The sequence below is a fragment of the Myxococcaceae bacterium genome (assembly GCA_016000045.1).
In the GTDB taxonomy this organism is placed as follows: domain Bacteria; phylum Myxococcota; class UBA727; order UBA727; family JABDBI01; genus AER2-1.
Window position 1 is genome coordinate 1 of the sequence record JAECQY010000009.1, and the last position, 26,937, is coordinate 26,937.

The 26,937-nt window shown below is 43.3% G+C and carries 21 protein-coding genes; 14 read left to right on the top strand and 7 right to left on the bottom strand.

Features of this window, described 5'->3' with window-relative positions:
• Window positions 1-308: helix-turn-helix domain-containing protein (locus I8H75_05555; protein ID MBH2006782.1), on the bottom strand; the 308-nt coding region annotated here is incomplete at its 3' end.
• A 157-nt stretch (window positions 309-465) separates the two neighbouring features.
• The gene (locus tag I8H75_05560) at window positions 466-2,934 is read right to left on the bottom strand and encodes a hypothetical protein (GenBank protein ID MBH2006783.1); all 2,469 of its coding nucleotides are present in this window, start codon (window positions 2,932-2,934) and stop codon (window positions 466-468) included.
• A gap of 627 nt (window positions 2,935-3,561) precedes the next feature.
• Here I8H75_05560 and I8H75_05565 point away from each other — a divergent pair.
• From I8H75_05565 to I8H75_05630, 14 genes are all read left to right on the top strand, one after another.
• Entirely contained in the window at window positions 3,562-6,405 is a 2,844-nt protein-coding gene (locus tag I8H75_05565; GenBank protein ID MBH2006784.1) for a proline dehydrogenase family protein, read from the top strand.
• Between the two features lie 55 nt (window positions 6,406-6,460).
• The gene (locus tag I8H75_05570; protein MBH2006785.1) at window positions 6,461-8,206 is read left to right on the top strand and encodes an ABC transporter ATP-binding protein; all 1,746 of its coding nucleotides are present in this window, start codon (window positions 6,461-6,463) and stop codon (window positions 8,204-8,206) included.
• Between the two features lie 122 nt (window positions 8,207-8,328).
• Window positions 8,329-9,309: a glycosyltransferase gene (locus tag I8H75_05575; GenBank protein MBH2006786.1), complete on the top strand. Its 981-nt coding sequence runs from the start codon at window positions 8,329-8,331 to the stop codon at window positions 9,307-9,309.
• Window positions 9,310-9,312: 3 nt separating this feature from the next.
• Window positions 9,313-10,449: a glycosyltransferase gene (locus I8H75_05580; GenBank protein ID MBH2006787.1), complete on the top strand. Its 1,137-nt coding sequence runs from the start codon at window positions 9,313-9,315 to the stop codon at window positions 10,447-10,449.
• Window positions 10,401-11,552 carry a glycosyltransferase gene (locus tag I8H75_05585; GenBank protein MBH2006788.1) on the top strand — a complete coding sequence of 384 codons (1,152 nt, stop codon included), beginning with the start codon at window positions 10,401-10,403 and terminating at the stop codon, window positions 11,550-11,552. Before I8H75_05580 ends, I8H75_05585 begins: the two co-directional genes overlap by 49 nt.
• 4 nt (window positions 11,553-11,556) lie before the next feature.
• Window positions 11,557-13,419 (top strand): asparagine synthase (glutamine-hydrolyzing), encoded by a 1,863-nt coding sequence (gene asnB / locus I8H75_05590; GenBank protein MBH2006789.1) that lies wholly within the window; start codon window positions 11,557-11,559, stop codon window positions 13,417-13,419.
• Between the two features lie 8 nt (window positions 13,420-13,427).
• Window positions 13,428-14,633 (top strand): glycosyltransferase, encoded by a 1,206-nt coding sequence (locus I8H75_05595; GenBank protein ID MBH2006790.1) that lies wholly within the window; start codon window positions 13,428-13,430, stop codon window positions 14,631-14,633.
• Window positions 14,618-15,865 carry a YvcK family protein gene (locus tag I8H75_05600; GenBank protein MBH2006791.1) on the top strand — a complete coding sequence of 416 codons (1,248 nt, stop codon included), beginning with the start codon at window positions 14,618-14,620 and terminating at the stop codon, window positions 15,863-15,865. Before I8H75_05595 ends, I8H75_05600 begins: the two co-directional genes overlap by 16 nt.
• Complete coding sequence (locus tag I8H75_05605) at window positions 15,847-16,740, top strand: glycosyltransferase (GenBank protein MBH2006792.1); 894 nt, start codon at window positions 15,847-15,849, stop codon at window positions 16,738-16,740. The genes I8H75_05600 and I8H75_05605 overlap by 19 nt, the downstream gene beginning before the upstream one ends.
• A complete protein-coding gene (locus I8H75_05610) occupies window positions 16,733-17,464 on the top strand; it encodes an NTP transferase domain-containing protein (protein MBH2006793.1) in 732 nt (243 codons plus the stop codon). Before I8H75_05605 ends, I8H75_05610 begins: the two co-directional genes overlap by 8 nt.
• Window positions 17,452-19,350: an asparagine synthase (glutamine-hydrolyzing) gene (gene asnB / locus I8H75_05615; GenBank protein ID MBH2006794.1), complete on the top strand. Its 1,899-nt coding sequence runs from the start codon at window positions 17,452-17,454 to the stop codon at window positions 19,348-19,350. Before I8H75_05610 ends, asnB (I8H75_05615) begins: the two co-directional genes overlap by 13 nt.
• Entirely contained in the window at window positions 19,343-20,458 is a 1,116-nt protein-coding gene (locus I8H75_05620) for a glycosyltransferase family 4 protein (GenBank protein ID MBH2006795.1), read from the top strand. Before asnB (I8H75_05615) ends, I8H75_05620 begins: the two co-directional genes overlap by 8 nt.
• Before the next feature lie 9 nt (window positions 20,459-20,467).
• Complete coding sequence (locus I8H75_05625) at window positions 20,468-21,667, top strand: hypothetical protein (GenBank protein MBH2006796.1); 1,200 nt, start codon at window positions 20,468-20,470, stop codon at window positions 21,665-21,667.
• Window positions 21,668-21,705: 38 nt separating this feature from the next.
• Window positions 21,706-22,722 carry an undecaprenyl/decaprenyl-phosphate alpha-N-acetylglucosaminyl 1-phosphate transferase gene (locus tag I8H75_05630; protein MBH2006797.1) on the top strand — a complete coding sequence of 339 codons (1,017 nt, stop codon included), beginning with the start codon at window positions 21,706-21,708 and terminating at the stop codon, window positions 22,720-22,722.
• A 188-nt stretch (window positions 22,723-22,910) separates the two neighbouring features.
• Here I8H75_05630 and I8H75_05635 read toward each other — a convergent pair whose 3' ends face one another.
• From I8H75_05635 to hemC, 5 genes are read right to left on the bottom strand one after another with little or no spacing between them, the layout of a single operon-like run.
• Window positions 22,911-23,312: a hypothetical protein gene (locus tag I8H75_05635; GenBank protein MBH2006798.1), complete on the bottom strand. Its 402-nt coding sequence runs from the start codon at window positions 23,310-23,312 to the stop codon at window positions 22,911-22,913.
• A 33-nt stretch (window positions 23,313-23,345) separates the two neighbouring features.
• Window positions 23,346-24,347: a uroporphyrinogen decarboxylase gene (gene hemE, locus I8H75_05640; protein MBH2006799.1), complete on the bottom strand. Its 1,002-nt coding sequence runs from the start codon at window positions 24,345-24,347 to the stop codon at window positions 23,346-23,348.
• Window positions 24,335-25,321, bottom strand: a complete 987-nt coding sequence (hemB, locus tag I8H75_05645; GenBank protein MBH2006800.1) for a porphobilinogen synthase — start codon at window positions 25,319-25,321, stop codon at window positions 24,335-24,337. The genes hemE and hemB overlap by 13 nt, the downstream gene beginning before the upstream one ends.
• A complete protein-coding gene (locus tag I8H75_05650) occupies window positions 25,318-26,001 on the bottom strand; it encodes a uroporphyrinogen-III synthase (GenBank protein ID MBH2006801.1) in 684 nt (227 codons plus the stop codon). Before I8H75_05650 ends, hemB begins: the two co-directional genes overlap by 4 nt.
• Window positions 25,982-26,827: a hydroxymethylbilane synthase gene (gene hemC / locus I8H75_05655; GenBank protein ID MBH2006802.1), complete on the bottom strand. Its 846-nt coding sequence runs from the start codon at window positions 26,825-26,827 to the stop codon at window positions 25,982-25,984. The genes I8H75_05650 and hemC overlap by 20 nt, the downstream gene beginning before the upstream one ends.
• Window positions 26,828-26,937 lie beyond the last annotated feature (110 nt).

Below are 26,937 nucleotides of genomic sequence, written 5' to 3' on the forward strand. Positions count from 1 at the left end.
GCTCGTTGAGCTGCAAGATGAGCACTGGGAATCGAGCCGCGTTGGATCAATTGGGTAATGATACGGCCAGTTGCGCTCTCGCTGGTTCGAACTCCCTTCTGCTGAAGAATCCAGCGGATCTTTCTTTTACCCCAAGTAGGGTGTTCACGGCGAAGCTCTAAGATGGGAATTCTGAGCTCATGGGGTACTTTCGTTTTCCGCAAAGAACAGGTACATCGGCTTTTCGGGATCAACGATTGAAGATTGGCCGTCTTTCGAGCCTTCCAACGAAAGAGTGGCTTTGGAGACTCCAACAATCTGAGTGGCATCTCCACTGGAAAGACCTTTGGAAAGAGCTCGTTCGAAACGTTCTAAAGCATTCCACCGCTTGAGGGCTGCCGGATCATTAGGGCTTATGCGAAGCTTGTTTATCAGATGCCTGGTAACCGTGTAGGTGCTTCATCTGTATAAAAGGGCTCTTGGTAATCAATTGAACGAACTACTTGCTTGATTGGCAAGTGTGTTTGCTGCTCTAAAGATAAGATCATGAGCTGCTCTTATTTCATTGGCATATCCGTTAGGTGGCTGTTGAAGATTCGCGATTTCAAGAATACGATTTCGATCCAGGCCATCCAAACGAGCCCCCAGTCCTGCCAATATTACAAGATTATCGGTAGTAAATGGACCACAATCATGAGTATTATTTTGCTGTTGGATATGCAAATCAATAATATCAGGCGCTAGAGCGGTCAGAGAATGCCCATGGTGTTGCAGGGCACTCACTAATATAAGTGCATTTTTTTCTTGTTCGATACCAGACCCTGTCGGATTATTGATTATCACCTGAAGTGCCCCACTAGCTTGCATTCTCAAAACCATTCCCGCCCAATGGTTTCCATGTAGGAAAATAGGCATAACAACGGTTTTGCCATTCAAAACCAGCTCAACAGCGTTTCCTATCGCGTTTTGCAGTAATTCTGCATTTTCAAAAACAGCAGTAGCCGGAGCAATAACTCTGTAACCTTCTTCCTCTGGCAAGAGGCGTTCCAAAAGGGTTTTTATTTGATCATCAGTATACCAGTCTTTCTGATGTGGATCAACCTCTTCGAAGTCTTTATCTGTTGGCTGTTCTTGCTCCTCTGGCTCTTCCAAAGAAGAAAGAAAAGTCCAGAGTACATACCTGCTTATAATTTCATTGGTAGAGTCGAATTGTGGACTTGAATAATGAGTAAAAGTAACACGAGCACTATCCGTCTGTGGGTGTTGTTTTAATGATATGTCTATTTCCCCTTCATAATTCATCCGTTTTTCTTGGTTTTTACTTATCTCTCCTGAAAGACGAATGAGTTTCTCGTGATCAAAAACATAACTTGTCACAATTTGATTATGCTGAACGACAGCCAAGCTTTTCCAGACCCAGCAAGCCCAATTGAGAGAGTCATTAATTGAGCGATGAAATGCTACTAGGGGAAGCTTGAAATCACCCTTGACTTGGATTGCTCCAGGAGCCCAGATTGCTCCTGAAGAATTCGAGGGTTCAAAAATAAGAAAGTCTGGAAGTTTTACGTTATATTTAGGATATTCTAAATAGTCTGGATTATCAGACAGAAGACGCCGAGTATCTTCAATATTTCTGCCGAATTTTTTTGCTATTATGTCATGATTTAATGCCCCCATATCATCGCATAGATTTTTAATAAATTTATTAACTTGATTTTGTATCCATTCAGGCAATTCTACGCAAGAATCAATATTGACGCTTAAAACACCATCAATTGGATAAATTTCAGTTAAATAATTTTGTAATTTTAAAGCATAAAGAAGCAATTCAGATGGATAAATTTCAGATGAATAATTTTTTAATTTTGAAGTATAAAGAAACTCAGAAGAAGCTGGTAAAATAAAAAAATGAAAACCAGATATTGAATAAATAATCCATGGAAATCCAGTTAATCCATACATATCAACTAATCCTGGCTCTTGTTTTAATAAGCCTTTGTCTGAAATATATAAATATATTTTATGAATAGGAATCGCATCATCAGCTAAAAATTCTCTTATACTTGAAACGAAACTCCATATTGCATTACGAGCCTTAAAGGGCTGGTTTTTCGGGTCTGTCATTGAAATAAAATTGTAACGGTTTGACAGGCCGGAAAGATATGCGCGATAAGCCAAAGATGAAATTGTGTGAAACAACCAAGGGCCATATTTAAGTGGTTTAGGATAGACATAACAATGATTACGCGATCTTGCTCGATGAACTCCCAGAAGGAACGGAGTAAACTGTTCATGAAAAAGAGACTCACCTAATTTATTTAGCCGTTGCTCACATGCCCCAGGGCCACCTGTGCATAGTAACGGGAGAGTCATATCTGGAAGGCCTAAAGGTCGGTTAATTCCAGGTATTACAAAATGGGAAGAAAACAATGAAAGTAAAGATTCCGTTATCCAGTGACTGCCCGCTATTTTATATCCATTTTTCCGGCAATCTCTGAAACACAGCATACACGCTGGTGTAGTGTCTGCAGAATTCGGCTTTAATTTAGGCTGAAGTTGAAGCAGCCGAGCAAAACACTTGAACAAGAGATGTAATTTAACCGTATCCGATTTGAATCCCGAACTCGAAAGCAGTTCAATAATGGCATGTCGCAATTGATTGGTTTCGGACTTCTTATCTGAACTACCGACATAGTTAATACTTTGCAAAGACTCCTTAGCTTTTCGTTCAGATTCCTCGGCCTGATAGAAAAAATCAAGAGCTTTTAAATAATACGAGTCTCGAGACTCAACAAGTTCGAACATAATGTCAGTAGTTTGAGCATAAAAGAGAGGTGTTTCGCCCGATTCATCCAATTCAGTAGCCCTGGAAGGATCCTGTTTGAGCAAAAGTCTAACGATCTCTATTTCCCCTTGCTTAACAGCCTCGTGAATATCTCCAGCAAAAAGATTCACTTGCGCAACATAAAAAAAGCAAACAAACCAACTTAAGATCGATTTCACTAGCATAAAAGGTCCCGAAAATTAAAGTGACTAGGGCATTTAAAAATCTGATCAAACCAGATTCATTTTTCAACACGACCACTATTCCTAATCAATTTGGCTGTCAACTTCTTCTAGAGCGGCTCCAGCCACAGCGATTCCCGTCAAAATAAATTATGGTGTTTAAACGAGCTGTCCGGATTGAGCAGTTGGAAAAAGAAATGCGTTCTTAGAAAGCCGATGATTTGTATCCGCGAGATGCAGCCGCAGCGATTCCTGGCAAAATAAGTTATGGTGTTTAAGCGGGCTGTCATGTGCCCGGGTTCAAGACATTTGAGACTGGAAAGGGCTCACTTGGATTGATTTTTGGCCGTTGACTGTCTTGTTTGATCATCGAAGCAATTTTGTGTGAATCCGAATTTAGTCCGGAGTAATTTTGGTTTAGCCTGAATTTATGGCGATTCGTTATGGAAGGTATCCTATTCAGGAAGACCTAAGGTTTTGCCGTTCACAACCTTTTGTCAAAGAATTAAGGATGCCTTGTGCGCTGTCGTTTTCAGCATTCCAATTTAGAGCAAAAAATGGAAAGAGCTCTTCGTAATGCAAAAGCAAATTGAAGAACTTGGCTTAAAGCTCTTTGAAGAAATGCGGGGAGAAATCCCTGGAATATTTAACAGCGACTATTGGCAGGGAAAGCTGATGGACTGGGTGATGAAAGATCCAAGCTTCCGAGTGGATCTGTTTCATTTTGTGGATGTTCTGCCCCAATTAAGGAGTTCTGAACAAGTCGCTCAGCACATTAAAGAATATCTGCTGAAAGAGGGCCGTATATTGCCAGGCGTGATCAGCGTGGCGTTGAAAGCGGCGACTGCGCGTTTAAGTTCAGGAATTGCGACAAGAAGCATCCGTAAAAATATCAGCGCTATGGCAGAGCGTTTTGTGGTTGGGCGAGAGGTCAAGAGTGCCATCCAAGAGTTGCATGCGCTGCATGAACAAGGGATTGCGTTTACAGTCGATTTACTTGGTGAATACAGCCTCAGCAACCAGCAAGCCGATGAATACCAAAAGCGTTATCTCGATCTCATTCACCATTTAGTTCGTATCGCGAATCAGTGGAGATCCGATCCGGTGATGGATGTTATGCCGCGTGTCCATATGTCGATCAAGATCCCAGTCTTGGAGCCTCAGATCAAGGCCGTAGATCCAGTGGGTTCGCTTGAGAAACTTCGAAAACGCATTCTACCTTTGTTCGAAGCAGCGGATCGGGAGAATGTGTTTCTAAATCTTGATTTAGGGCAATGGGAGTATCATGAGATTACTTATCATCTGTTTGAATCATTATCGAAGTTCAAGAATATAGGGATTGTGGTTCAAGCCTATCTGAAGAGCTCAGAGGGCGATTTAGAGCGTCTATTGACTCTAGCGAAAAAACGAGGTGCGCCGATCGGAGCCTGTTTGGTGAAAGGAGCTTACTGGGATTTCGAGGTTGTGAACGCGCAACAAAAGGGTTTTGAATGCCCTGTCTTTAAGGACAAAGCGGAAACGGATCGAAATTATGAAAAACTAAGCCGATTCTTGCTCGATCACGCAGAGCATTTTCACATCGCATTCGGCAGCCATAACCTTCGTTCGATTGCTCAAGCCATTGTTTACGCAGAGCGTCAAAAAATCCCCTCAAGCGCTTACGAGATTCAGATGCTCTATGGCATGGCCGAACCTGAGCGCAAAGTGTTACGGGCCCGCGGTCATCGAGTGCGAGTCTATGCGCCCATTGGAGAGCTCTTGCCCGGTATGGCTTATCTCGTGCGCTGTCTTTTCGAGAATACTTCGAACACGGGCTTTCTCAAGCTCAGTCATCGGGACAATATCGATCCGATCGTTCTTCTCAAAGAGCCAGCGGTGAGCCTCGAAGGAACCCCAAAGGCTACTTTAAACGATTCTGCGAATGGCTCGCTGACTGATTTTACCAAGCCAGAGAATCGAGAAGGTTTCCAAAAAAGTTTGGACCGGTGGGCGAAGACTTTTCCGATTCGAGTGCCTGTCATCTTATCAGGGTTCAGTCAAAAAGGTGAACGGGTATTTGAAGGTGTTACGCCGAATGATGGTCAAACGGTTGTCGCACGCGTTGAAATGGCTAGCCAAGAGCAAGCCGAGCAAGCGATCCAAAATGCATTTGAAGCCATGACAAACTGGCGAGCTCAAAGCCTTGCTACACGCACTCAATGGCTTCGCAAGTTAGCGGATATTTTAGAGCGCGATCGATTCGAGCTTGCTGCTCTTCAATGCTATGAAGTCGCAAAACCCTGGCTGGAAGCGGACAGAGATGTGGCAGAAGCCATCGATTCTTGTCGCTACTACGCCAGGCAAGCTGAGCAAGAGCTCAGTCCCCGAAAACAGGGCCATCTGCTGGGGGAACAGAATTGGCTCAGCTACGAAGGAAGAGGACCTTGCTTCGTCCTGGCTCCTGGGAATTTTTCATTGGCGATTCTCTGTGGCATGGCTGTAGCGGCCTTGGTTTCAGGCAACACGGTGATTATGAAACCTGCAAAGAACGCTTCGCTGGTCGCGAAAAGCCTGTTTGATCGAATTCTGGAGTCAGGTTTCCCAAAGGAAGTATGTCAGTTCTTACCTGGATGTGGCTCGGAAATAGAGGCTTATTGGGTCGAGCACCCCCTGGTCGCTCAAATCGCTTTCAGCGGAAGTCGAGATGTGGGCTTGCAGATCATTGAAAAAGCGGCAAAGACAAAGCGGGGCCAGCCTCAAGTAAAACGCGTTATTTGTGAGATGGGTACTAAGAACGCCGTGATTGTCGACGATGACGCGGATCTGGATGAAGCTGTGCTTGGCATTCTTCACAGTGCCTTTGGCTTTGCTGGACAAAAATCCTCGGCTGCTTCCAGGATTCTGGTTCATGAAGCCATCTATGAAAGTTTTGTCTCAAGACTTATTGAAGGTTGTCAAAGCTTGGTTGTGGGATCTGCGGTTCAGCCGAGTATTTCACTGCCTCCCGTGGTAGATGAACAAGCACGGCAACGCCTCCTGCATGAGATTGAGCTGGCCAGCAAAGAAAATAAGCTTCTCTATCGAGGAGAGATACCCGATCAGGGCTTTTTTGTTCCAGTGGCCCTTTTTGAAGTGGAGAGCGAACAAGTTCGGCTCATGCAACAGGAGTTTTTGGGGCCAATCTTGGCGATCATGAAGATGAAGACTTTTGCTGAATGTCTTCGAGTCGCAGCGTCAACGGAGTTTGCACGAACAGGAATGGTATACTCTCGAAGCCCAAAGAATCTAGAATTGGCAAAAAAAGAATTTCGCGCAGGGAATCTGTACTTCAATCGAGCTAGCACAGGTTTGGGCATGAGCGGAATTGGCACCAAGGCGGGTGGGCCAGGGTATTTGCTGAACTTCGTGGACCTCAAAGTTGTGACGGAGAATACCCTGTGAGACGAGGGTTCACACCGGAGTTGAGTTCGATGAATGGGTGAACAAATTCGGGAGTTTGTTCATCCAAAATCAATGGATGGGCACATTTAAGAAATTACTGAATCTTTTGAGTCAAGAAGAACGTCGGCAAGGATTATTGCTGATGCTGCTCACACTTTGGGCGATGGTTCTGGAGACTCTGGGGGTTGGGCTCATTATTCCCGTATTGGCTCTTGTGAGCGAAGAGAAAATTCCGAAATACGAATTTTTTCCGATGCTTAACCAAGTGCAGATGGTAGCAGGAGCGATGTTGGGTCTGGTGCTCTTCTACACGCTCAAAATGGTTTTCATAATATGTTTGGCTTGGAAGCAACCCAAATTTGCCTATTCTGTTGGATGTCGTCTATCTCAAACTCTGTTTGAGGGATATTTGAAGCAACCTTACACCTTTCATCTGCAGAGAAATTCAGCTCAGTTAATCCATCATGCAACACAAGGAGTGAATATTTTTGTGCACAACGGATTGCTGGCAGGGCTTAATTTATTGGCTGAAGTCTTTGTGCTACTGGGGATTTGGCTGCTGATGATGATTGTAGAACCCATGGGCACTCTCATTGTCATGCTGCTTCTTGGTGCTTGTGTATCGGTATATCATCAGCAAACAAAAAATCGTATTTTACGCTGGGGGAAACAGCGCCATTATCACGAAGGGATGCGCATCCAAAGCCTTCAACAAGGCCTTGGTGGTGCGAAAGATGTTAAACTCCTTGGACGAGAAAGCGAATTTTTAAAACAGTATTCTTATCATAATTTTCATAATAGCCGAGCTTTAAGCAAGCAAAGTCTGATCGGCACATTGCCTCGTCTTTGGCTTGAGTGGTTTGCTGTCATTGCCTTGGCAGCCTTGGTTCTCATCATGCTTGCGCAAAGAAAGCCTATTTCAGAACTTATCCCGATGCTGGGCCTTTTTGCTGCTGCAGCGTTTCGCTTAATGCCATCGGTCAATCGAATGATTTCGAATGCTCAAAGTGTTCGATACGCCTTGCCGGTTATTAATCAAATCAGCTCTGAACTGTCTTTGTTTTCAGAAAAATCAAAAAGTGAGAAAGGCGAGTGTAAGCCAATTAATTTCAAAAGAGAAATTGAAGTTCAGAGCCTAAGCTATTGTTACCCTCAAGCGCAGAATTACGCGCTCAAAGCCGTATCTTTCAAGATTGCCAAAGGGACCTCTGTAGGTTTTGTTGGAAGTAGCGGAGCCGGAAAGAGCACGATGGTGGATTTGCTCTTGGGTCTCCTAACTCCAACATCTGGCCAGATTAGGGTAGATAATTGCGACATACAAACCAGCTTGAGAGCGTGGCAAGATTTAATTGGCTATGTACCACAGAGTATCTATTTGACGGATGATACATTGCGTCGCAATGTGGCTTTCGGTCTTGCCGATGAGCAGATAGATGAAGTTGCTGTGCTTCGCGCAATCAGATCTGCACAACTTGATGCATTTGTTTCCAGTTTGCCCTCTGGTTTGGATACTTTAGTAGGCGAACGGGGGATTCGTTTATCGGGTGGCCAAAGACAGCGAATTGGCATTGCTCGTGCGCTGTACCATAATCCAGAGGTGCTTGTATTGGACGAAGCGACAAGCGCTTTAGATGTTGAAACAGAGCAAGGGGTCATGGAATCGATCCAGGCTCTGAGATCCGATAAAACAATTTTGATTGTTGCTCATCGTCTGAGTACCGTTGCTCATTGCGATGAACTCTTTCGTTTTGATGCTGGCCGATTGGTTGAAGGCACTCTAGCAGCGGAAGTTCTTGCCTAATTTCGAAATAAAACGTTGTAATAGAACGCTTTCACGAGGTTAAGAGTCTAAGAGCAGAAGTGGTTCAAAAATTTAAATACGTGAAAAAATGGGACTAAAATGGGCGGAGCCTAATTTTCGATATGACGTATAGTCCGGGTCTTGTGTCTGTAATAATACCGTATTACAAGAAAAAAAGACGAATTATTGAATGCATTAAAAGTATCTTGAATCAAAGACATAATTTAATTGAGATCATAGTGATTGATGATGGCTCAGAAGATGACTTGATTTATTTTTTAAAAGAAATAAATGTCAATTTAAAATTAATAAAGCAATTCAATTGCGGACCAAGTTCTGCAAGAAATGCAGGTATTTCTGCTAGCCAAGGAGAATATTTAAAATTTTTGGATGCAGATGATTTTTTGCTTGATCAATTGAAAGAAGAAGTTGAATTTTCAAAATTGCTAAAAAATAACGAATTTTCAGTAGGTTGTTCTTTGAAGTTAAGCGAAGCATCTGGTGTTATAAGCCCTCATTCTAGAAGAGATGCGCTTAGCAGCTATGTTCCTAATGGGGTTGAATTAGCATTAGATGCTCCGTTGATTTCAGCGCCTCTTTGGCCTCGTTACGTGATTCAAAACTTAGGCGGTTTTAGGGAAGATATAACCTATCGCGAAGATTATGAATTTTTTATGCGTGCTATTTTAAGTGGGTACAAGCCAGTATTTATTCCGCTTCCAGTTTTTGTATATTGTGATTATCAGTGCGACCAAAGAGTTAGCCGACAACTTCCTAAAGCTACATCAAAACAGCAATTAAAAATATTTAAAGGATTGATATTTTGCCTTCAAGGAAATTCTGAATTATCTTTAGATATTGTTTTAAATGAAGCTCTTTCAGCGGCAGCTTGGCAGGCAGCGCGTATCTTGGTAAGAGAGGGGTCTATTCAGGAAGCGGCCTTGTTATTTAGGCTTAGCAGAGAACTCTCTCATGGGGATAAAATCGTTGGACAATGGCAGTATCAACTGGCTTGCCGAATTTTAGGCCCAATCGCAGCGGAGCAGTTTTTAACCAAGGCTAGGAAGCTAGTGAACAAGATGTTGAGCCTATTGCCTAATTAAGTAATGATAATTTCATTTTTTACAACCTGTATTGGAAATGGTCCGATAGTTAAAAATAATTATAAAACATATAAATATTTTAAAAATAATTTCAATAAAGATTTAAAATGTCATTATGTCACAACAGAGGAGCATCCTCACTGGAAAGATGTTGAGATTGTTGATGTGGAAATATTCAATTTAAAATCAAAAAAGGCTGTAACGATGCTTCTAAAGTATTGGTGCTATGTGAGACGAGAGAAACCAACGTTTGTTGTGGCCTCAGGGCCTCTTCAATCGATGATAGCCTTGCTGGTTCGTTTGGTTTTTCGAGGAAAAGAAAAAATAATAGTCAATAATCACACGGTAATGTCAATATTTTTAGAAGAACAAAAAACATTTATAGATCGAAAATTATTGAAATATATTATTATGTTTTTATATCAATTTTCAGATTTAATTTTGGCTATTTCGAAAGATGTTGCTGAAGATTTAGAAAGATTTTTGAAATTGCCGAATGGAACAGTGATGGTTGCTTATAATCCTAGTTATGATGAAAAAATATTGAGCCTTCGCTCTGAAAAAAATTCTCATAAGTGGTTTTTAGAAGGAAGAACAGTTGTGATTACAGCGGCTAGACTGTCTCCTGAAAAAGATATTTCAACATTGCTCAAATCATTTGAAATACTTAGGAAAAAATTTGATTGCAGGCTGCTTATTTTAGGCAGAGGAGAGCTTCTGGAGCAATTAAAGAATGAAGCTCGTTTATTAGCAATAGAGCCGTGGGTTGATTTTGTTGGATTTGTGCCAAACCCATTCAGTTACTTTGCTAGAGCTTCGGTTTTTGTTTTAAGTTCAGTTTATGAGGGATTCGGAAACGTGTTAATTGAAGCACTGGCTTGTAATTGCCCGTGTGTAGCGACAAGATGCCCCGGAGGACCCAGGGAAATATTGGACGATGGGCGCTATGGGTTGCTGGTAGAGGTTGGCAATGCTCGCGCTATGGCGGATGCAATTGAAAGGCAAATTAGCATGCCCAATCGAGATGGTATTCAAAACAGAGCCTCTGAGTTTTCAGTAGAAAATACACGAGCTGTATTAGGAATGACGCTATGGGCAAAGCTCCGAATGAAGAGAAGCAGTATAGGCGAAGGTTGTTGAGTAGACATATTGTACTGGTGATTCCAGACCTTGGAAAAGCGGGCGCTGAACGAATATTGACTACTTACGCCAATCATTGGGTATCTGTCGGATATAAAGTCACGATTATTTTATTAATTAAAGACGCTCGAATAGAATATAAATTAAATAAGAAAATAAAATTACTAATAATTCCTATTTTAAAATATTTTAAATTAAAAATAATTGATTCTGTTTTCTCGTGGTTTTGTATTTTTAAGTTGAGAAAAGCGATTGTAGCGCTAAGTCCATGTATTGTTATTTCTTTTATGGTTGATCTGGAATCTATTATTGCGTTGAGTGGACTTGATGTTCCTTTGATTGTTTCGTTGCATGCGGATCCCGTGTATCGAGATTCAAAAACAAAACTATATAGAAAAATTTTAATTAAATTGTTTTATCATAATGCGTTTAAAATTCACTTGTTAACGGATTCTGCCGCGAATTTCTTTAATTACCTAAAAAATGTTTTGGTAATCCCCAATCCTGTCAATCGAGCAAAGGTTGAAAAATTAGAGCTCATATTCCCTTGTCGTAAACTGGTTTCTATCGGTCAACTCATACCTTCAAAGAGATTCGATATCTTGATAGAAGCATTCAGTAGAGTTCTGAGTCAATTTGAAGACCTTCGTCTTGAAATCTATGGAGAAGGCCCCGAACGAAATGCTTTAGAGCAACTAATCGATCATCTGAAGCTAAAAAGTAGAGTATTCTTGCCCGGGATACGAGATGATATAGACTCCTTGCTTTTTAATAGCGATATATTTGTTTCTTCATCGGAGACAGAGAGCTTTGGTATGGCTGTATGCGAGGCAATGGCTGTTGGTTGTGTAGTTGTAGGTTCAAACTGCTCTGGGCTTAATGATGTCATTCAAGATAGAGTCAACGGACGTTTGTTTAATGTGGGGAGTGTAGATCATCTGTCTAAGATTCTTATCGAGCTTCTTTCCGATCAAAACCAATGCAGACTATTATCTAAAAATGCAAAAAAAATTGTTGATCGATTTAGCAGCGAAAAAGTATTCAAACTGTGGGATACAGTGTTTTTAGAAGCAGGTTTTATCAAACCCGTTGCTTTGATGTAAGTATATGTGCGGTATATTGGGTGTCGTATTTGAGTCGGATTTGGGTCGAATGGATATTCAGGCTGCGCTGAAATCCATATTGCATCGAGGTCCTGACTTCAGCCATTACTTGGCGGGCGAAGATTATGCATTGGGGCACAATCGGCTGTCTATTTTAGATCTTAGCTCAGCTGCTTCTCAACCAATGTCAGATTCTTTAGGGTCTGTTACGATTGTCTATAATGGAGAGATTTACAATCATGCGATGCTACGAGAGCAATTGGAGATAAAGGGCTGTAAATTTACGACTCGTTCAGATACGGAAGTGATCCTTCATGGTTATCTTGCTTGGGGTGAATCTGTATTTGAGCGCCTGGAAGGCATGTTTGCGATTGGGATCTACGACCGTCGGCTTGAACAATTGATTTTAGTCCGAGATCGCTCGGGTGAAAAACCACTGTTCTACGCTTCTAAAGGCGAGAGCCTTTGCTTTGCTTCAGAGATTAAAGCGATTGTCCGTTCTGGTTTTATAAGCCCTTCGTTTGATTCTAAAAAACTCTCATTTCTGCTTACTTTTGGCTATGTTCCAGCTCCCTATACGCTTTATGATGGCATTCAACAGCTTCCACCAGCTTCCGTGCTAAAATTGAAGCGAGGTCAATTGCCTAAAGTACAGTGCTACTGGCAGACGCCATTGGCTCGAGTCAAAAAATCAAACCAGAGTGTTGAAGAAGTCAAGCGTGAAGTCAGGCGCTTAATCGATTTAGCCGTAACCGCGAGATTGGAGGCAGATGTTCCTCTCGGGGCGTTTTTATCGGGTGGTATCGACTCCAGTATTATTGTTGCATTAATGAGTCAGAAATTAGGAAAGCAGCTGCAAACATTCAGTATTGGATTCTCTGGAGATTCTCGCTTCGATGAGACATTTTATGCTCGCTTGGTAGCCAAAAAGTTCGATACCGAGCATACTGAATATATTTTAACACCAGCCTCGTTTGAATTAATTGAGAAACTTGTAGAACATCATGATGGACCTTTTGGAGATTCATCTGCGATTCCAACCTATATGGTATCCAAGCTTGCGAGGCAGAGCGTAACAGTGGCTTTAACGGGTGATGGTGGAGATGAGCTATTTTGCGGTTATCCACGGTTTATAGCCGGAAAGTGGACTGAGTTTGTTCCCGAGTGGATGAGGATGGTTTCTGCGAGGCATTTCGGATCATTGGCAGAGGGAAGCCGGGGTCTGTTAGGGAGATTGAAGCGATTTGTAGCAATCTCTGGATTGCCTTTGCCGCAGAGAATGTCTGCTTGGACTTCTTACTTTCACAGATTAGATGCGATTCTTAAGCCAGAAATTCTGAGCAAGATGTCTGTCGATGATCCTCGTATCTGGAGTTGCGGTCTATTATCGGATACAGATAGCCAAGATGTGCTGGGGCAGATACTCGCACATAATTTTAAATCTTACCTTCCCTGTGATCTTCTAGTGAAAGCAGACCGATCTTCGATGGCGCAGGGTTTGGAATTAAGGTCGCCGTTTTTGGATACGAAGTTAATCGAATATGCTGCAACAATTCCTGCAAGCATGTTGCACCATGGATATGATACCAAATGGATTCTCAAGCAAGCGTTTTCAGATTTGCTGCCTCAGGCCATCTTAACTCGGGAAAAAATGGGTTTTGGCATGCCTTTAGCGGCTTGGTTTAGAGAGGACCTTTCGGGCTATTTACAAGATTATTTGATTGCCGGTAGTCCGCTTATCTATGCTTATCTGAACAAAAGTTATGTTGAAGCACTTGTGAATCAGCACATCGCTCGATCTTATGACCATAGTTCGAGTCTCTGGCTATTATTAACGCTTGAGATTTGGCTCAGAAACCTGAAATGATAATCTATGTGTCACAGGATGGTTTGACGGATCACATCGGTCAATCTCAGGTGGTGCCATATTTGATTGGTTTAGCGAAGTTGGGTTACCAATTGCACATTGTCAGTGCAGAAAAAGAGGGGCGGGAGCAGTGCATTCAGGAACATGCGGCTAAGCTATCAAAAGCTGGAATCGCATGGACAAGAACAAAGTATTCAAATCGTATTCAGATATTTGATCAATTTCGTACTCAATGCCGACTCTACATGGCAGTTCGAAGATTGATTCAAAATAATAATGTTGAATTTCTTCATTGTCGCAGTCACCCGGCAGCAATTATCGGTTTTTTATTGAAAAAAAGATTTAGAATTAAATATATTTTTGATTTCCGAGATTTTTATGCCGATTGTGGCATTGAAAAATCGATAATTATCTCGCGTATGATTTATTTGTTAATTAAAAAATTAGAACCTTTGATGCTAAATAAGTCAGACTATATTGTTTGCTTAACGGAGCGTTCGCGCGAGATTTTGGTTCAGCAATACCCGAGTTTAATCGCCAAAAAATTTCAAACGATTCCATGTTGTGCAGATTTTACTCATTTTGATCCACAAGGAGTGTCAACAGATAGAGTGGAACAGATCCGTAAAGAACTAAAATTTTCAGAGCATGATTTCATTCTGGTCTATCTTGGAAGCCTTGGTTTCGATTACTTGCTTTCTGAAATGTTATATTTATTTAAAGAATTGATTAAAATTAATGATAAATCAAATTTTTTATTCATATTAAATAATGGATTTGAAGCAGTCGAAAGAGAGGCAAATCGGCTTAGCTTGCCTTTGGAGAAGATTCAGTCTGTTTCGGTTCAGCGTGCTGAAATTCCAGATTATTTGGCCCTTGCAGATATGTCCGTTGTCTTTATTCGTTCTTCGCTATCCAAAGCGGGTTGTTCTCCAACCAAACTAGCGGAGTTATTTGCGAGCAATATACCGGTGATTGCGAATGCTGGAGTTGGGGATCTGGATGCGATTATCGATCCTGAGCAAAATGGATCGGTTTTGGTAAAAGATTTCTCACCTGCAGCGCTTCGAACAGCTTTGATTGAATTGCTTGAAATGAGAACCCGTAAAGTTTCCATCAGGAAAAATAGTTTTAGCTATTCCTTGGAAACAGGGGTCTCTCTCTATGCGGGTGTCTATGCGAAACTATTGGAGGATGAATGCTTAATATCGTGATATTGAACGGTGGTCGTGGAGCGAGTGCTCTCATTCCAAAGCTGTTGGAGCACAGAAATTTTCGAGTAACATCGGTAGTCAATGCATACGACGATGGAAAATCCACCGGCGAGATTAGAAAGTTTTTTTCTATGCTGGGCCCATCCGATATTCGTAAGGTTCAAGAACTAATGTTGAGTCAAGACGAACCCGACTACGAATCCTGTCTTCGGCTCTTTCAGTATCGATTTCCAAACAATGCTTCTAGAGTCGATGCGCTCGCTCATCTTGAACGTTTTGCTGCCGGCCAAGATCTCTGTTTGGTTGGACTCGAATTTAATAACTCCATTGTCTACAAAGCACTGAAACGGTTTGTCGCTGAATTTTTGAAGGGTCTTCAGGTCGCAGAACAATTCTTATCTCAAGAACTTGAATTCGCAGATTGCTCAATGATGAACTGTTTGTATGCCGGTGCGTTCCTTGTTTTTAACCGAGACCTGGAGCGAACCACGCTTTTTATGGATCGGTTGTTTCGCCTACGAGGCTCAGTGCTTGCGACAAATAGCGAAAATAAAAAGCTAGTAGGGCTCAGAGCCAATGGGGAGTTTTTATGCTGCGAAGCCGAGATTGTCGAGCTTCGTTCCAATGTTAAACTCGAACAAGTCTACCTTCTAGAACCCTACTTGGACTATGCACCATTGAAAGGCTTCTCGAGAAGCGATTTGAAATACTATCTTGAGACTCACAATAGTCATGTTGAGATCTCGGGCAGCGTCAAATTAGCACTCGCTCAAGCAGATATTATCATTTATTCACCGGGTACTCAGCACTCATCACTCTATCCAACGTACATGTCTTTTGGGTTGGCGGATGTGATCGCGGAAAATCGTTCTGCTTATAAAGTTTTGATTCCAAACATTGGTGCAGACTATGAGACTCCCAATTACGCTGTTTCAGATTATATTCTAGGAAGCTATCAATATTTAAGTTTAGGAACGCAAAGAATCTGTCAAATGTCTGATTTTTTTAGTGTAATTTTGGTGAGCCATTCTTCTCAAAAAGAGGATTCGAGCTATGTTCCTTACGATGAAGAAGAGTGCCAGAGATTTGGTGTTCCGCTTATGGTGGATGATTTCGAATCGAGCAGCGCTTCTGGAAAGCACAACGGAGAAAAGACGGTAAAAGCCATACTGGCCTCTTACGAGTCTGCAATCATGCTTAGTGAAGTTGAACGATGCTGCCTAAAACGTTAGCAATCATTGTTACCCACAATCGGAAAAAGCTTCTGGAGCGATGCCTTGAGCACGTTCAGAATCAGCTACGCGAACCGGATGCTTTGATGGTCATTGACAACGGGAGCACGGATGGAACTTCAGAGATGCTTGCTGAGAGTGAGATCCCTTTCATTCGCCAAGACAACCTTGGGTCTGCTGGAGGTTGGCACCGCGGCATTCAATATGCTTTAGAGAATCAATATGAAGCCATCTGGCTTATGGACGATGATGGATTTCCAGGGGATGGATCTCTCGATCAGTTGAAGAATAGCCTTAATCCGACAGTGGCTTGTGTGTCATCGGTTGTGGTGAAAGAAAACAGACCTAACGAATTTGTTTTTCCGTACCCTCTATTTCAGAATGGGCGTATGAGGCTAAAAAAAATACAGACTTTAAGTCAACTTAAAAGTGTGGCAAACGGCCAATTCTATCCCATGGTACATCTGTTTAATGGTGCTTTGATTCCTGTAAAAGCGATTCTCTCTGTTGGCAATGTAAACGCTCAATATTTTATGTTCGGCGAAGAGGTTGATTACTACTTTCGGTTGAAAAAATACGGTGAAGTCAAATCCGTTTTGGCAGCAATCCATTACCATCCAAGTGTTTCAGAAAGATCTTATTCTTTGGAGAAAATTTACTATTACGCAAAAAATACTTTGATTATCAATCGAAAATATCGAGGATCCTATTGGGTTCGATTTTTGATGATGTTTGTAGTCGTATTATTTCGAACAGCTTATCGAAATGGAGTTTGGACTGTTATTGGTTTGCTATTGGGTATGAAAAATAGGCTGCTCTATCGAGCCATTGTGCGAGGTTTCAAAAACCAATTGGGCAAAGATTTTGATGCGTAAAATGGGAGGCCTTATTGCGGCTGCAGGTAGAGGCTCTCGATCGGGTTTATCGTACCCCAAGACACTTTTTCTGGTAGATGGAAAACCGATACTGGTGCGTATCATCGAGCTGATGTCTCCTGTCGTTGATTCTATTACAGTCATCGTCAGTCCAAAGGGAGAATCGGCTATAAAAAATTGTTTGACTGCACAAGGTCTGGGCGCAGATTTAGTTGTTCAACCGCGCCCACAAGGGATGGGAGATGCGGTGCTGAAATTTTTGGAATCAACCAACTACGAATCAACAGAAGATATTCTACTGATTTGGGGAGATATTCCATTTATTCAGAGTGAAACGATCAATAGGCTTGTTCAAGCACACGCACAAAATTGCAACGACTTCACTTTCGTGACTCAGTATGTGCAATCCGCTTATACTTTGGTTGAACGAGATGCCTACGGGAGCGTTACCGGAGTGATTGAAACGCGAGAGGCGGGGGTTCTAAATCCCGCTCAAGGGGAAAGAGATATCGGTTTATTTCTGTTTAGCAAAGAAGTTGTTCTTTCGATGCTACAGAAAGAACTTTCTAAAAAGTATGGAAAAATAACCAGAGAGCATAGTTTTTTATATGTTGTTGAGCATTTAGTATCGAATGGCTTTCGCGTCCAGAGTCTTCCGATTGCGCAGGATATCGAATTACTCTCGCTGAATTGTATCAAGGATCTTGAGCGATGTGCGGTTTAACCGGATTTTGGAATTTTAAAGGCGATGTGTCGCGAGAGGGATCGCTGGAAATTTTGGGTCTGATGAGCAAATCGATCGAGCACCGAGGGCCGGACTCTAATGGATGTTGGATGGATGAGGCTGTTGGGATTGGTTTTGCTCATCAACGTTTAGCCATCGTTGATTTAACAGCAACGGGCCATCAGCCCATGGTTTCTCGTTCTGGAAAGTCAATCTTAGTTTACAACGGTGAAGTATTTAACACAGATGACGTGAGAGATGAGTTAGTTGCCGCAGGGATGAGCTTGAAGGGCCAATCCGATACTGAAGTCATCTTAGAAGGCTGCGAACTTTGGGGGGTAGAAGCAACCTGTCGAAAACTCATCGGTATGTTTGCATTCGCCTATTGGGATCGGGCCCTGAGAGAGCTTACTCTTGTCCGAGATCGATTAGGGATTAAGCCACTGTATTGGGGTATTCAAAACGATGTATTATTTTTTGGATCTCAGCTGAAAAGCTTTCTGAAGCATCCTGCGTGCAAGCCCGAGATGGATCAGGATGCGTTGGTATCTTATTTCCGTTATAATTATATCCCTGCGCCACAGACAATCTATCGGCAATTTCATAAGCTGGAACCAGGCCATATTCTAAAATTTTCTCAGAAACAGGATTTTCAGGAAACTGTTTTTTGGGATTTGATGCATCTTGAGGAGAGGAAAATCGCCGATCCGCTGGGAGAGTTGGAATTCTTGCTGAAAGATGCGGTCAAACGGCGCATGATTGCCGATGTTCCTCTGGGTGCTTTTTTATCGGGCGGCATTGATAGTGCAACGATTGTTGCTCTGATGCAATCTCAGAGCTCAAGACCGATTAAAACCTTTTCGATTGGCTTTCACGAGGAAGCTTATGACGAAACCAGTCAAGCAGAGTCGATTGCGCAACACTTGAAAACCGAACATACAACTTGGCGTATTTCTGAGCAAGAAGCACGAGATGTTATCCCTCTTCTCCCGAGTTTTTACGATGAGCCCTTTGCAGATGTGTCACAAATACCGATGTATTTGGTTTCAAAGTTAGCAAAAAGCCAAGTCACTGTCGCTCTATCTGGTGATGGTGGCGATGAATTATTTGGGGGCTATAATCGATACCGTGCTGCTCGAAGCTGGACTCAAGTCAAAAAAATTCCACTCAGTGTGAGAAGATTGGGGGCCGGTTGTATACAAAACCTTTCTCCGGATTTTTTGGACAAGGTGTCTATGCTATTGCCGAAGAAGTACCGAGAGAAGCGTTTCGGAGAAAAGCTACATCGGTTGAGCAACTGGTTTTCTGCGAAAGATGAGAGTGATTTTTATTTGCGAACGATTTCTCAATGGTTCGATCCGGAACAAGCGATGCTTCATGGGCGAGAGAAGCGGAGAGAATTGAACTTTCAGAAATCGGGCTCTATCAAAAGTATGCAACAAGTGGATTTGTTGAGCTACCTGCCAGATGATATCTTGGTGAAGCTCGACCGCGCAACGATGGCTGTTGCTCTCGAAGGCAGAGTACCGTTTCTTGATCATCGAGTTGTCGAATTTGCGATGAGCTTACCTGAGAGTTGTAAGTTCCAAAAGGGTAAGACAAAGTGGCTACTGCGAGAGCTATTAAAAAAGCATGTTCCTGAGCACCTAAACACGCAAGAGAAGTTGGGATTCGGAGTGCCGATCGACGTTTGGCTAAGGGGCTCTTTGAAGGAATGGGCAGAAGAATTGTTATCTGAGAGGAGCATAAAGAAGAAGGGGCTTTTAGATGCTCAAGCGATTCAAAAACTTTGGCAGAAACATTTGTCGAGAGAGGCTAATTTCCAGCATGAACTGTGGGGAGTTCTAATGTTTCAGAATTGGATTTCAGAATCTAGAAATGTCTAAAAAAATAATTTATCTTGTGACGGAAGATTATTATTTTTTATCGCATCGATTGCCAATAGCAAAAGCAGCGTTGTCAAATGGCTATGAAGTAGTTGTGGCCACACACATTACGGCTGGAAAAGAGCTCATCGAAAAGGAGGGAATTCGAGTCATTCCAACGCTTTTTGGAAGATCAAACAAGAATATTGGGTTCCAGATTAAGAGCTTCATTCAGCTGGTTTTGATTTTTAGAAGAGAGAAGCCGAAGCTCGTTCATTGCGTGGCTCTAAAATCTGTTCTTTTTGGCAATATTGCAGCTCGAATAGCAGGGGTCAAAGATCTGATCAACACAATTGCAGGTCTTGGGTTGATTTTTACGGATGAGCGTAAAAAATATCAAATATTTTCATGGGTTGCTCGAATTTCAGCTCGAGCTTTATTATCTAGGCCGAGGACAGTGACGATCGTCCAAAATAGTGATGATCTTTCAGAGCTCAAAAAAATGGTTTTTTCTGCTGACGTTGTCTTGATCAAAGGTTCTGGAGTTGATTGCGATAGATTTGTTCCATCTCCTGAACCGAAAGGGCCTATCGTCGTATCATTAATCGCGCGTATGATAGCGCATAAAGGTATTTTCGAGTTTATAGAGGCAAGCCGGATACTGAAACAACGAGGCCTTCATATTGTTTTTCAATTGGTGGGTGGAGTGGATTATGGATACGATGCCAATATTTCGGAAAAGCAAATTCGATCTTGGGAGTCTGGCAATCTGGTTCGTTGGTTGGGCCAACGTGGGGATATTGTGGAGGTGATCAAAAGATCGCATATTATCGCGTTGCCAAGCTACCGTGAGGGCTTACCTAAAGCTTTGCTTGAAGCAGCAGCGTCAGGCCGTCCTATGGTTGCTTTTGATACGCCAGGTTGCCGAGAAGTCGTTTTGGACGGATTGACTGGCTTTTTGGTCAAGGCAAAAGATGCCATTGCCTTAGCAGATGCCATTCAAAGGCTTGCATCCGATGCCATGATTCGTCATCGCATGGGGACCATGGCACGAAGATTGGCTTGTGATCAGTTCTCAAACCAAAGAATCGCTGAACTTACATTGGATATCTACAAGAGCGTTCTCTAAGAATAGAAAATGATATTCGCGATTATTTTTTATGTGATCTTGTTTGCGATGGTTAAAGTAAATCAAGAAAGACAAGACTTTAATCGTGTAATGATTGCCGTATCACTGGGCTATTGGATTCGTATTTTTTTGTCGAGCTTCTTGAGAGAAATCTCCTTTTTTACCCATGGTACAGGAGGTGATTGGGCGCAGTATGAGCTTTCCGCAGAAGAAATCCTCGGGTATTGGCAGCTTAAAGGTGTGCAATTTGTTACAAACGAAAATTTCAATATTGGTTCAGTGCCTCTTCCGCCAAACATGATTGCCCTTGTTAGCTATTTGAGTGGTGGTTATTCACGGATCGGGTCAGAAAGCATTATTGCATTTTGTTCCTGTTTAATTTGTTTTTTTGTTTATAAAATATCATGCATTCATGATATCGATAGAAAATATTCATTCAAGATGTTTATTTTTTTGATGTTTTCATTCACATTTCTTTATTATACATCCGATCTTTACAAAGACGCTTACGTTGTTTTTTTTGTGGTTTCAATTTTCTGCTTGTCTTTCAGTTTTCTGCAAAGCGGTTCGATCCGGTCTGCTTCAGCTGCAGTTTTTTGTTTGATTGCTTTATGGCAAGTCCGCCCGTACATGGTTTTATCCTCTTTACCTGTTTTTTTATGGAGCTTAGTTGGTGGCAAGGCTCTTTTGAAGAGCCATCGGATTGTTTTAGCGTTGCCCATCATTCTGTTAGTGGTTTCTGGTTTTCCCGCTCTCTATTCAGTTTTAGTCAATGAGGCTCAGACCAACTTAGAGCACGTGCAAAGCATCGGATGGCACAGTGAACTTCAAGCAGGTGGTTCCGGGGTCGACCTCAGTCGGTACGAGGGTTCTATATTAGCAGTACTCCTGAGAGTGACTTATACTTTATTCTCTCCCTTCCCTTGGCAGGGAGGATCTATGGGTTTGCAAATCGCTAAATTCGAAATTTTGATCTGGTACTATGTCTACTATCAAGCCTGGTTTGCGTTGAGGCGCTTGAGAAAAAAAGATTTAGGTCTATTTATTTTATTTATCTTGGCGGTGGTCCCAATAACGTATGCGTACTCGTTGTCTTTTAGCAACATCGGCCTGATTGTGCGTCAGCGTTTACCCATCGTATTCATCATCAGTGTCTTAGGAGTTTGGGGAAAAATTTGGCGTGATGAAGAAAATACGAAATTTGCCTGATGTTCATCTAATGCTCTTTCGCCATACGATCTGTTGCGATGATGCATCATACAGTATCGGTTTACGTTACTTCTTCTGCCTTAGCTTTTTTGTCTTCAGCACTATTAATTTATTTAATTCGCCTATTCTCACTTCGCTTTGAAATTCTCGATCACGTCTCTGAGAGAAAAATACACCAGCAACCTACGTCCAGGCTTGGAGGAGTTGCTGTTTTTATTTCAACGTTTTCTGTATTTTTCTTTAGTCAACCGTTCGTGAGAGAGCAGACACCCTTCTTATGGGGCTGTTTGGCAAGTTTTGTGCTTGGATTCTACGATGATATCAAGGGATTATCCTCAAACATAAAATTGATTTTTCAAATCTTGCTATCGCTCTTGGTTTGCTGGGCAGGGTTTGTCATTCAAGACGTGCGCTTATTCGGATTTGTTTGGAATCTGGGGCTCTTGTCATGGCCAGTGACTATTTTTTGGTTTGTTGCTTGTATGAACGCGATTAATTTAATCGATGGATCGGATGGCTTGTGTGCAGGCGTGGTAAGCGTGAGCGCCGCATGCCTGTTGTGTTTGTCTTCCTATCTATTCTTAGCGGTGTTTCTTTCTACGCTGATAGCGTTTGTCGTTTATAATTTTCCACCTGCATCCATTTTTATGGGCGATGGAGGAAGCTATTTCATAGGTTTTGTGATGGCTTTTTATGCTATATCCGTGTCTTCCAATGCGCTCGGTGAAACCGATTTTCTCGTGGCCATCTTATTCTTGGCGCTACCCTTCACGGATACGTTCTTGACGATTTTAAGGAGGTTTAAGGCGGGCATTCCCATTTTTTCACCGGATACAGGGCATATACATCACTGTTTACTCCGACGAGGAATTTCGAAAGAAAAGACGATGCTTCTGCTTGTAGGAGCCCAGGGTGTATTTAGTCTATTCGCTTGTTTGATCTATTGGGGGAACTATTGGTCCGTTGTGCTGGGTATAGTGGGTAGCCTTATTTTGTTTTCATTTTTGGTTCGAGAAGTGTTGTTCTTAAGCATGGCACAGCCAATGAAAAGTTGAATGGCTTAGAAGCGAATTGAGTACATCGGAGCACTGGCATTAACTGCGAGCTTCAGATGATATTCGGGGATTGAGTGTCGATTCGATGAACAACGCGACCCGTTACACAAACTATTTTACAGTTTCAAAGTGTAAGAAAGCTCATAAAAGAAAGCACAGACTTTTCTATTCCTCAAGAGTTCTTTGGTTTATCTTCTTAGCTTAAGGATAATATTCGCAGAATAGCCTGAATTGTCCGTCGCATTGAAATCTGCTCCGTGAGCTCTGAGTAGTTCAATCACCGGATCTAGATGATAGAGGGCAGCTACAATCCCTGGGGTTTGTTTATCTGCATCTGCATGGTTAATATTAGATCCGTTCTGAATCATTTCTTTGAAACACTGCAAAAAGCTTTGTTCTACAGACAAAAGTGTTTCTGGTCTGGCAAAATTCTGGGACAAAAACAGCTTCTCTCTTGCTAATTCTCGGATCGCAACGACAAGATCGTGATAAGGCTCCTGGCAAAAAGAATCATGCTCTGAAAACACCAGAGCAGGCGCGGTCAGGCAGTGCAGCAGAATACCTCTTGCCATCCAAAACTTCATATTCATAGGTTGACTTTTCCTCCTAGATGCTTAGCTGTTTTAAACCTTGAGATAATCCGTCAATCGTCGAACCTGGTCTTCCGGAGTTTGTTGCAAAATTCCATGGCCTAAATTGAAAACATAACCTGTTTCAGGTGCTTGCTCCACAACTTGATCGATTTGTTTTTTGAGCACGTCCCAGGGGGCAAGCAAGGCCAGAGGGTCCAGATTGCCTTGGATGGGTTTTTGTACACCCAGCTGTCGGTGAGCTCTTTGAAGCGAGACACGCCAATCCACGCTGTAGGCATCCGCGCCAACTTCCGCCACTAAATCCAAATAGCCCGCTGTTCCTGTTGAAAAATAAATAACGGGTTTGCCGGTCTCTCGGACTTGTTCAACCAGTTTCTGAAGATGCGGCAAGACGAAGAGTCGATACTCAGCAGGCCCTAGAGCGCCTACCCAGCTGTCAAAAATCTGCAAAACATCGGCTCCTGCTGCCGCTTGGGCTTTTAGATACTGCGCTGTGAGCTTGGTGAGAATACTCATGAGTTGGTGCCAAGCTTCGGGTTTGGAATACATCAAGGTCTTGGCGAGTCGGTGTTCTCGGCTCGAGCTGCCTTCGATCGCGTAACAAGCTAAAGTAAACGGAGCACCTGAGAAACCAATGAGGGGGACTTTGAGCTCGGGCTTCACCAAACGAATCGCTTTTAAAGTCGAGCCAATGGATTCTTCAAGGTCTCTTGGTTCAAGGCTTTTGATTTGGTTTGAAGTCCGGATGGGATTCTCCAAAACCGGTCCTTCGCCTTTGACAAAGTCGAGTTTGAGACCCAGTGTTCCGAGAATTGGCAAGATATCCGAGAAAATAATGGCTGCGTCGAGCTGAAACGCTCGAATGGGTTGAAGCGTAACTTCGCAAGCCAATTCTGGATTTTGGACGAGCTCGAGCAACGAATGCTTTTCGCGCAGCTCTCGGTAGACTTTCATGTAGCGCCCTGCTTGACGCATGAGCCATACGGGTGTCTTGGAGGTAGGTTCTTTTCGGAGGGCTTTTAGGAATTCCATCGAGCAAAGTCTTTCGCAAAATAGGTTAAAATCATATCCGCGCCTGCGCGCTGGATGGCTGTGAGACTTTCGAGCGCAGCGTCTTTCAGATCCAGCCAGCCATTCTGAGCGGCCGCGTGCATCATCGCATACTCTCCGCTCACTTGATAGGCAGCAATGGGAACCGAAAAGGCTTTTCGGGCTTGCTGAATGATATCCAAATAAAGGCCCGCGGGTTTGACCATGAGCATGTCTGCGCCTTCTGAGATATCGAGGCTCATTTCTTTCATCGCTTCTCGGCTGTTTGCAGGATCCATCTGGTAGGATCTTCGATTGCCAAAACTGGGTTGGCATTCAGCGGCTTCGCGGAATGGGCCGTAAAAAGCGCTGGCATATTTGGCTGCGTAGCTGAGAGTCGGTATTTGTGTGTAGCCAGATTCATCCAGGCTCGATCGAATGGCCGCAATCATTCCATCAACCATCCCAGAGGGTGCAATCAAATCGGCTCCTGCGCGTGCATGAACCACGGAAGCTTTGGATAAATAGTGAAGCGTATCTTCGTTTAAAAATCGCTGTGAAGGCGTATCAAGGACGAAGCAATGCCCATGATCGGAGTAATCGCAGAGGCACAGATCTGAAATGACGCACAGGCCCGGAAATTGATTTTTGATTTGCCGGATGGCTTGAGCTGCAATACCCTCGTCGTGTAGATTCGAAGTGCCGTGATTATCTTTGTGGGCGGGTATTCCGAACAGCATCACCGTACGAATGCCGAGTTGGTAGATTTCGTGGATTTCTTCTTTCAAACTGAGCAAATTGTGCTGAAAATGGCCTGGCATCGATGAAATCGCTTTTTTGGGGCCTTCTTCTCTCACAAAAATGGGCAGAATGAGATCGTGAACGCTGAGCCGTGTTTCTTGAACCAAGCTTCGAAGCGTTGGAGAATTTCGCAGGCGCGTGGGTCGTTGAATCGGGTAATTAGGAAAGAAACTCATCGAAAATAGGCCTCCAATCGTTGAATGATTCCATCGATGGATTGCTTAGAGGATTTTAAGCAATTCGGATACCGAAGTTGTTGAGCGGCTTGAAAAGTTGTTGGACCCAAACAGGCAATCGGCAGTTTCCAGTCTTGCGCGTTAGAGCCCGTCAAGGCTAAAAAATGAATGGCTGCCGATGGGCTGAAGAATAAAATGGCATCCAAGGTTTCGTTCGGGAAAGGGGTCGGGTGTTGGGGAATTTGCGTTGAGTAAACGCAGATTGGATCCACTTGATGACCCTGAGCCCGCAAAGCGTGAAGCAACTCTTCGCTGGAACGATCTCCGTGTGGCAATAAAATTCGCTGCGGAACGAACGAGGCAAATCGTTTTGCCAGCTCGAATGAGGTAAAGGTTGAATCTGGAATGAGGCTTGCAAGTCCCTGGGGAATCGTTGAAAGGCCGACTGCTGCAACGTTTTGGCTTTGCACTTGGGTATGTGGGAGAGCTTGATAAGCATTGGAGCTCGTATAGATGACCCAATCATAATGCTTGGTTGGCGGAGTATAGGCACGCAAATGGTTTTCAAGGCAGGGGAAGAGTGCGGGTAAGGCTCCTGCATCTCGAAGTTTTTGAGCGATGGATTCGTTTTGCTTTTCCGATCGAGTGACCAAAATCCGTTTATTTTCTAAGATACTCATGGGCTCCCTCGGCGATGCAGATTTTTGCAAGCTCAAGGCCTAAGGTCACGGGGTGATCTCCAACGGATTCTTGGGTGATTCGTGCCGACCCATCCGGCTTCAAAACCTGAACCCGTAAATGAATCTGAGCGTTGATTTTTTCGGCATATGCCGCGATGGGGAGCGAGCACCCTCCTCCAAGGCCCTTTAAAAAAGCACGTTCTGCAGCAGTGCAGTGTTCCGTATTGGTATCGTGAATGGGACGAAGGAGATCGTGATACTCAAGCCTGTCGAGGCATTGAACCGCAATCGATCCTTGAGCGGGTGCGGGTAGAAAAATGGATTTGGGAAGTATTTGAGAGATGCGATCGGAAAGACCGAGCCGTTCCAGGCCCGCCTGCGCTAAAATGATTGCATCGAGTGTTTGGCTTTTCTCCAGACGAGTCCCAATGTTGCCACGCAGGTTCACGATTCGAAGGTCCGGGCGAGTCCATAAAAGCTGAGCTTGGCGACGTGCGCTGCTGGTTCCGATCACCGCGTGCAGGGGAAGCGTTTCTAGCGTATATCCGTTTTGGCTGACCAGCACGTCGTCTGTGGGTCCACGGGGCAAGAAGGCGCCAAGGCACAAGTCTCGTGGCTGCTCGATCGGGAGATCTTTGTGGCTGTGAACCGCCAAGTCGATTTCACCCGCAGATAACGCGAGTCCCAGTTCCGCGGTAAACAACCCTTGGCCACCAATCTCGGGTAGGGGCGCTTGAGCGTTCCGATCACCGTGAGTTTCCCTTGTTTGAATGGCGAAAGAACGATTGGGCCAGGCCTTTTCAAGGGCCTCCTGTACAGCACCCATTTGCCAGAGCGAGAGCTGGGAAGCGCGGCCACCGATGTAAATCGTTTTTTTTTTAGCATGGGCTCAACGCAGGGTCGTAGCGTTATTGAGTCTGAAATACAAGTTGCTTT